Below are 5,188 nucleotides of genomic sequence, written 5' to 3'. Positions count from 1 at the left end.
CGTTGGAGGTCGACCTCGGGACCGCACTGTCGCGCCAGGAATTCGACCTCGATTTCCAACCCATCATGAACATCGCCTCCGGCGAGATCGTCGGCGCGGAAGCCTTGATGCGCTGGCATTCCCCAGAACGTGGCATGGTGGCGCCGGACAGCTTCATTCCGGTCGCCGAAGAAACCGGATTGATCGTGCCGCTTGGAGAATGGGCGCTGAGGAAAGCCTGCACGGCGGCGGCACGGTGGCCCGCCGGCCTGCGCGTCGCGGTCAATGTCTCGGCCGTGCAACTTAAAAGCGGCAGCTTCGCCCGCAGCGTCATCTCGGCGCTGGCTTTCTCCGGCGTGCCAGCCGGTCGGTTGGAACTGGAGATCACCGAAACCGTGCTGATGGACGAAAGCGAGGTGGTGCTAAGGACGCTGCGGCAGTTGCGCGAACTCGGCATCCGCATCGCGCTGGACGATTTCGGCACCGGCTATTCGTCGCTCGGCTACCTCAGGCGTTTTCCTGTCGACAAGATCAAGATCGACCGTTCGTTCATCCACGATTTGGGCAATCGCGACACCGCGGCGATCGTTCGCACCGTCATCGGGCTGGGTGCCGAGCTTGGCATCACTGTCACCGCCGAGGGGGTCGAGACCGAGGTGCAACTCGACATCCTGCGCAGCAATGGCTGCACCGAGGCGCAGGGCTTTCTGATCGGCGCGCCGTCACAGGCGGCCGAGATCCAGCGTCTGTTGAGATCCCGGGCGCCGCACAGCCAGACCGGCTAGGCCGGCCATCGTCAATGCAGCGTCTCGATGTACTTTTCGTGGAAGCTGACATAGCCGGGCTCGACCACCTTGAGATGCCGCTCGATCAGCGCATGAAACCGCGGCAGTTGATGAAACGGCACGCCGGGATAGGCATGATGCTCGGCATGGAACGGCATGTTCCACGCCAGCTTGCGGACCAGCCAGTTGGTCAATGTGGTCCTGGTGTTCTCCAGCATGTTGGCGACGAACGGACAACGACCGTGCTCGGCCAAGAGATAGAGGCGCAGAAACGGCTGCCCCAACAGAGCGGGCAAAATCCAGACATAGACAAGCACCGAGAGCCGGAAATAGACGGCAAGCAGAAGGAGCACGGCATAAAAGGCAATCATGGCGCGTGCCTCGATGCGCACCTTGTCATAGCCCTTTGGCGGAACGTAGCTTTCGCGACCACGATCCGCGGCGTTGGCATAAAGCGTCTTGATGTGGCCCCACCATAACGGGATGCCGGATATGTGGACGAGGTATTGCCGCCATGTCTCCGGCTTGGGGAACGCCAGTTCCGGGTCATTGTCGGGATCTTGCGTGTATCGATGGTGGGCAAAGTGGAAGTAGCGGAACCAGTCCGCCGGCAGTGCGATCGCCAGGCTGCACACCCGCGCCACGAGATCGTTCAGCCGCTGCGCCTCAAAGGCCGTGCGATGAACCGTCTCGTGCAGCAGCGTGAATAGGAACACGATGAGGAGACCTTGCGGCAGCATCAGCAGCGGCCAGAACGGCACTTTGGCGGCGATCAGCGATCCGAGGATCACGATCGCACCCCAATGAGCGGCAAGCTGAACGAGGCCCGCGGCATCAGACTTGGCGGTCAGCCGGTTGCGCTCCTCCTGCGTCAACGATGAAATTACGTCGCGATGATCCACGGGCTTCGATCCAGGCTGGGATTTGATAGAATCCACTGTAGCGCATGAAAAATCTTTCCAAAAATGACGATTTCTGCGATTTAGATAAGCTGAACTTATCTATCCGGTGATCATGGCCGTACTTCCCTCTCTCAAAGGACTTCAGGCTTTCGAGGCTGCCGCCCGTACAGGCAGCTTTGCGGGGGCGGCGGAAGAGCTTTCTGCATCGGCCGCCGCCGTCAGCCAGCTCATCCGCACCGTCGAGGAGCAGATGGACCGCAAGCTGTTCCATCGCGTCAACCGGCGCGCCGTCCTCACCGAGGCCGGCGTCGAGATGCTGCCCAGGCTGACCATGGCCTTCCAGGAGATCGGCAGCGTCGCGCGCCAACTGGGCGGCGATGCGTTCCGCCCGCGCCTCGTGGTGTCGGTGCCGCCATCCATGGCCATGGGTTGGCTTTCGCAGCGCCTCACTGGTTTTGTCTCCAGCCATGGCGCCGTCGACATATCGCTCAGAGGCGAGGATGACCCGGTGCCGTTCGACCGTGAGTTGATCGACATCAGGCTCACTTATGGCCCGCACTATCGCGAGCACCCGACCGAGGACATCGTCCAGGACGCAGTCTATCCCGTGTGTGCACCCGGGCTGGCGGACACGATCAAACCCGAAGGCCTCGCCAGCCTGCCGCTTATCCATACCGGCTGGGGACCGACCGGTGCGTCCTTTCCGTCCTGGCACAACTGGTTCGAGGCGGCCGGCATCGAACCCGGCCGGGCAGCGCAGCGCGGCCTCTCGGCCAACTCATCGCGCGCAGCACTCGACCTTGCCATTTCGGGATTGGGCGTGGCGCTGGCGCAAGGGATCTACTGTGCCGAGGCGCTGGAGGACGGCCGACTTGTCAGGCCCCTCGCCCAAATGGTCGAGCTGCGCCAGCCCTATTGCCTGACGATCCCGGCGCGCAGCGCCAGACGCGATGTCGTGGACGCATTTCGCCAGTGGCTGATCGACGAGTGCCGGCGCGCAGTCGGCTCGCCGGCACTGCGTTGACGCGACACGCGGCAATCGTCAGAGGTGCCCGCTCAATGCCTCAGCCATGTCCTTGTTTGTCGCCACGGGGATGATCTCGAATTCCACCAGATCCGCCCATTCGATGACCCAACGCTGCAGCAGCGTGACGTCATCGGCCTCCACCAGCAGGAAGCAGCGGCTCATGTCCGCCGCGATCCAGCTGTGGTGCACGAGCAGCTCGTCCGGTTTCAGGCGGCCGCGGTCGCGAAAGCGGCGATAGATCTCCTTGCGATCACAGCCGGTGAAATCCTCGATCACGATAAACTGCATGTTCTACCCCCGATCAAATTACCGCCCCGGCCGGTCCAACCGCTCCAGGAACCACTGCGTCAGCCGCACCCAGACCTCGTCCTTCTCACCGGAATCCTCCCAGCCATGATCGAGGTTGGGATTGTCATTCACCTCGATGACGAAGACGCCGTCCTTGGTCTCCTTGAGGTCGACGCCATAGAGCCCGTCGCCGATGCAGCGCGCCGCCTTCACTGCCGTCTCGACGACATGCGCCGGCGTTTCCTTCAGCGTGAAGGTCTTGATGCCGCCCTGGTCGGGCTTGCCGTTGGCCTTGTGGTTGACGATCTGCCAGTGCTTCTTGGCCATCAGATAGTGCACGGCAAACAGCGGCTGGCCGCCGAGCACGCCGACACGCCAATCATATTCGGTCGGAATGAATTTCTGCGCGATCAGAAGGTCGGAATCCTCCAGCCATTCGGTGGCGAGCGTCTTCAGTTCCTCGAAATTGGCGCATTTCTTGACGCCGCGCGAGAACGACGAATCCGGGATCTTCAGCACCAGCGGAAAGCCCAGCGTCTGCGCCGCCAGTTCGAGATCCGAGGTGCCGGCGATCATCACCGTCGGCGGCACCGGCACCTTGTTGTAGGCCATCAGCTCGTTGAGATAGACCTTGTTGGTGCAGCGGATCATCGACAGTGGATCGTCGATCACCGGCATGCCTTCCTGCTGGGCGCGGCGGGCGAAACGATAGGTGTGGTTGGAGATCGAGGTGGTCTCGCGGATGAACAGCGCGTCGTAATTGGCGAGCTTGGCCAGGTCCCGCTTGGTGATCGGCTCGATTTCGACGCCCATCTTCTCGGCGATCTTGGCCCAATAGCGCAGCGACGAGATCTCCGAGGGCGGCAATTCCTCATGCGGGTCGACCAGCGTGGCGAAGGTATAGCGCGCCGGCGTGCGGCCCTTGGTGTCGCGCCACTCCCGGTTGGTGTAGGTTTCCAGGCACTGTATGAAGCTTTTTTCCTCGTCCTCGGTCATCCGCGCCAGCGGATGGAAGCCGATCTTGCGGATCGAGGCCCATTCGGCGCTGTCCTTGATGTGGACTTCGAGCGCCGGTGCGCGGAACCAATCGAACAACAGCTTGGCGAAACGGTCCCAGATTTTTGACGGCCCGATGCCGAAGAAGATGCAGACCTTTTGCGGAAAGGCGCCACCAAGATCCTTGCGGCATTTGTTGAGCGCCAGTTCCAGTTCCGGCAGCGCGTGCTCATAGAGCTTGCGTTCCGACAGGTCGATCATCGTCTCGACGGTCGGGATCACCTTGTGGCCGCGCGAGCTTGCCAGCAGCGAGGCATAGTAGCCGCGGCTCTGGTAGGCGTAATTGTTCGACAGGTTGATGACCTTCGGCCGCTGGCCGCGAAACAATGACGGATGCGCGAGATAGTCGCGATTGGTGATGATCTTGTGCGGTGTCGCCACCTGGTCGAGATCGCTCTGCCTGCCGGTAAGGATGACCCAGGTCATTGTCTGTCACGCTTTCCCAGAGTGATGGCGGCCCGCAGTCCATCGCGACCGAACTGCGCCATGTTCATGAAGATGCCGTAAGGCACGGGAATGTTGGCTGCATCAAGGATGGTCTCCTGCCTTTCATCCTCGACCCAAGGGTCGTGGATCAGGATATGGTCGCCGTCATCGCCGATCGCCAGCACCCAGTGCGGCACCTTCTTGCCGAACATCAGGAAGCCGCTGATCAGCACCAGCACCAGCTTTCCCCCAGCGATCGCAGCGCGGATATCGTCGATTGTGAATGCACGGTAATTCACCGGGATGCCGTAAAGTTCCGCGCGTCGGCGAAAGTCGACCTGGGCCAGTTCCATTACCCTGCGCTTGTCCTCGCTGCGCACCGATTGCAGGAACAGCGCGCCATAGAAGGAGACGTAGATCTCCACCGCGAGCCCGCTCTCATAGCCCGAGACAGCGAGGCCGAACGGCTCGCAACCCCCGGGACCCGACATCATGAAGACGGTCGTCGCTTCACGCCACAGGCGGATTTCCATGACCGGATCCGGCACGAAGCCGCGATCGAAATTGGCCATCGCCATCATCAGGCAGCACGGACCGCAGGTGAATTCACAGGTCTGCGGGTAGAACGGCACCTTGGTGGCGATCGGAATGTCGCCACGCAAGGTTTTTTCGTAGCGAAGTGCCGTTTCGCCATCCTCATAGTAGCCGGGCTCACGCCCGATCTT

Annotated in this window: 6 protein-coding genes; 2 read left to right on the top strand and 4 right to left on the bottom strand. The window is 61.8% G+C overall.

Annotated features, from left to right (window positions below):
- Positions 1-764, top strand: a 764-nt coding sequence (locus EN884_RS25080; RefSeq protein ID WP_164895141.1) for an EAL domain-containing protein, incomplete at its 5' end; no start/stop codon positions are given.
- Positions 765-775: 11 nt separating this feature from the next.
- Here EN884_RS25080 and EN884_RS25075 read toward each other — a convergent pair.
- Positions 776-1,666 carry a fatty acid desaturase family protein gene (locus tag EN884_RS25075; RefSeq protein ID WP_013532571.1) on the bottom strand — a complete coding sequence of 297 codons (891 nt, stop codon included), beginning with the start codon at positions 1,664-1,666 and terminating at the stop codon, positions 776-778.
- 112 nt (positions 1,667-1,778) lie between these two features.
- On the opposite strand from EN884_RS25075, the gene EN884_RS25070 reads away from it, so the two are divergent.
- The gene (locus EN884_RS25070) at positions 1,779-2,690 is read left to right on the top strand and encodes a LysR substrate-binding domain-containing protein (RefSeq protein WP_128360789.1); all 912 of its coding nucleotides are present in this window, start codon (positions 1,779-1,781) and stop codon (positions 2,688-2,690) included.
- A gap of 18 nt (positions 2,691-2,708) precedes the next feature.
- Here the strand turns inward: EN884_RS25070 and EN884_RS25065 are convergent, their stop codons facing one another.
- From EN884_RS25065 to EN884_RS25055, 3 genes are all read right to left on the bottom strand, one after another.
- On the bottom strand, positions 2,709-2,969 hold the full coding sequence (locus tag EN884_RS25065; RefSeq protein ID WP_244514281.1) for a DUF3303 family protein: 261 nt from the start codon (positions 2,967-2,969) through the stop codon (positions 2,709-2,711).
- A gap of 30 nt (positions 2,970-2,999) precedes the next feature.
- The gene (locus EN884_RS25060) at positions 3,000-4,463 is read right to left on the bottom strand and encodes a RimK family alpha-L-glutamate ligase (RefSeq protein ID WP_013532574.1); all 1,464 of its coding nucleotides are present in this window, start codon (positions 4,461-4,463) and stop codon (positions 3,000-3,002) included.
- On the bottom strand, positions 4,460-5,188 hold a 729-nt coding region (locus EN884_RS25055), incomplete at its 5' end, for a peptidase C39 family protein (protein WP_128360788.1). The genes EN884_RS25060 and EN884_RS25055, both read right to left, overlap by 4 nt.

This window comes from Mesorhizobium sp. M7A.F.Ca.AU.001.01.1.1, from assembly GCF_004022735.1.
Classification (GTDB): domain Bacteria; phylum Pseudomonadota; class Alphaproteobacteria; order Rhizobiales; family Rhizobiaceae; genus Mesorhizobium; species Mesorhizobium ciceri.
This window is presented reverse-complemented; position numbering and strand designations above follow the sequence as displayed.